Source organism: Dietzia sp. B44 (assembly GCF_014145245.1).
Lineage (GTDB): Bacteria > Actinomycetota > Actinomycetes > Mycobacteriales > Mycobacteriaceae > Dietzia > Dietzia natronolimnaea.
Map to the genome: position 1 here is coordinate 3,547 of NZ_JAALEF010000308.1, position 2,174 is coordinate 5,720.

Here is a 2,174-nt window from a genome sequence, read left to right on the forward strand (position 1 = left end):
ATCGTCGCGGCGGGCGGGGACGCGACCGGGAGGTTGTCCTCCGGTCCCGCGTCGCCCGTCAGTCGCCCGATGGTCACCCCCGCGGCCACCAACACGATGGCCGCCGCCGCGGTGGCGAGGAAGGTCCAGGTCCCGGGGCGCCGGCGTTCGCGCATCTGGCTCAGGTCGACCACCGCCGCGCCCCCGGTGTCACCGGTGTCGTCGGCATCCGGGGTGGGCGCATCGTGTCCGGTCCCGGCCTCCGCCGTGACCAGGTCGAGCACCCTGGTGCGCAGGGATGGCGGCGGCGGGACGTCGAGGTCGGCGTCGGCCACCAGATCGGCCACGACCTCCCGAGTGGACCGGATGTGGGCCAGCATCGAGCTGCGTTGATCCGGGGTCGCGGCGACGAGCGCCTGCTCGACGGCGTCCGCCTCCTCCTGGTCCAGCGCGTCCAGGGCGTAGAGGTCGAGGTCCTCGGGATGAACCGTGTCCGGGGACCCCGGGTGATCGTGGTGTCGGACGGTCATGACAGCTCACCTCCCAGGCAGCTCTTGAGACGGCGCAGGCCGTCGCGGATTCGTGACTTGATCGTGGGCAGTGCGGACCCCAGCTGGTCGGCGACCTCCCGGTAGGTCAACCCGGAGAAGTACGCCATCTCGATGGACTCGCGCTGGTTCTCGGTGAGTTCCCCGAGACATCGACGGATGTCCGCGGCGTCCTCTTCCCGGGTGATCTCCTCGGTCACCTGGTCGGCGATGTCGCCGGAGTGCGTGATCCCCGCGGCGGCGTCCGCCTCGTCGCGCCGGGCCGCGGAGCTCTCGGACCGCACCCTGTCCACCGCTCGCCGGTGGGCGATGGTCAGTACCCAGGAGTGGACCGACCCGAGCTTGGGGCTGTACCCCGAGGCCTGCTTCCAGACCTGGAGGAACACCTCCTGGACGGTCTCCTCGGCGTACCCGGGGTCGCGCAGGACCCGGAGTGCGAGACCGTGCACACGGGGCGCCATGAGGTCGTAGAAGCGGGCGAAGGCATCGAGATCCCCGGCCGCGGAGAGCTCCAGGAGGCGCCCCGGATCGGCCAGCGACGGGGCGGTGGGCTCGGACACGGGGGACAGTCTAATGCGAGGTGGTCCGAACGCACGGGACGGGCGGGTGGTGAGGAGGGGTGTGTCGAGGACGGTCATGTCCCCGACACCCGGAACGTGCGGTTGTGCCAGCCCGTGGCCCCGGTGGGGATCGGCGGTTGTCGGGTCTCCGTCTGCACCTCACCGGTCGAGTCGGTCGCCCGGACCGACAGCGTGTGCAGGCCGGGCTCGGCGTCCCAGGTCCACGACCACATGCGCCAGGTGTCGATCGAGTACTCCTCGGCGAGCGTCGCCTCGTTCCACGGACCGTCGTCGACCTGTACCTCCACCCGGTCGATGCCCCGGCGCTGGGCCCATGCCGTCCCGGCCACCACGACGGGGCCGGGCTCCAGCTGGGCCAGGGGGGCGGGCCTGTCGATCCGGCTCGCGGTGAGGATGGGTCCCCGCTCACCCCACCCCCGGTCGGTCCAGTAGGCGCTGGCGCGGTCGAATCGGGTGACCTCCCAGTCCACCACCCACTTGGTGGCGGAGACGTAGCCGTACAGGCCGGGCACGACCTGCCGGACCGGGTACCCGTGCTCGAGCGGCAGGGGTTCGCCGTTCATCCCGACGGCCAGCAGGGCGTCCCGGCCGTCCGTGAGGGCCTCGAGCGGGGTGCCCGCCGTCCACCCGTCGACGGAGGTCGAGAGCAGCATGTCGGCCTCGGGAAGGGGGCCGGCCTCGGCGAGCAGTTCGGCGATCGGGAAGCCGGTCCAGGTCGCGTTGCCGGCGAGGTTGCCGCCGACCTCGTTGGACACGCAGGTCAGGGTGACGATCCGGTCCAGGAACTCCCTGCTCGTCAGTGACTGCCAGTCCAGTTCGATCTCCCTCTCCACCATCCCGTGGATCCGCAGCCGCCAGTCCGCGGTGGTCAGCGCGGGGACGCGCAGCGCGGTGTCGATGCGGTAGAACTCCTCGTTGGACGTGACGAACGGGGTGACCCCGGGGGCATCGGGAACGATCCCCTCCGGGACCGGTGGGGCGGCGTTGCGGCTCAACACCCGTGGCAGCTGGAGGCCCGTGCGCTCGGCGAGCGCGTCGGCCGCGCGGCGGGTCAGTGCCACCCCGG

3 protein-coding genes are annotated in these 2,174 nt (G+C 72.0%); all 3 read right to left on the reverse strand.

All coding sequences use genetic code 11. From position 1 onward, the window contains the following. Positions 1 to 509: RskA family anti-sigma factor (locus tag G6017_RS10765; RefSeq protein WP_524536286.1), on the reverse strand; the 509-nt coding region annotated here is incomplete at its 3' end. Then, complete coding sequence (locus tag G6017_RS10770) at positions 506 to 1,087, reverse strand: ECF RNA polymerase sigma factor SigK (protein WP_042329923.1); 582 nt, start codon at positions 1,085 to 1,087, stop codon at positions 506 to 508. The genes G6017_RS10765 and G6017_RS10770, both read right to left, overlap by 4 nt. Positions 1,088 to 1,161: 74 nt before the next feature. Beyond that, the coding region (locus G6017_RS10775; RefSeq protein ID WP_182617316.1) for a molybdopterin-dependent oxidoreductase at positions 1,162 to 2,174 on the reverse strand (1,013 nt) is incomplete at its 5' end.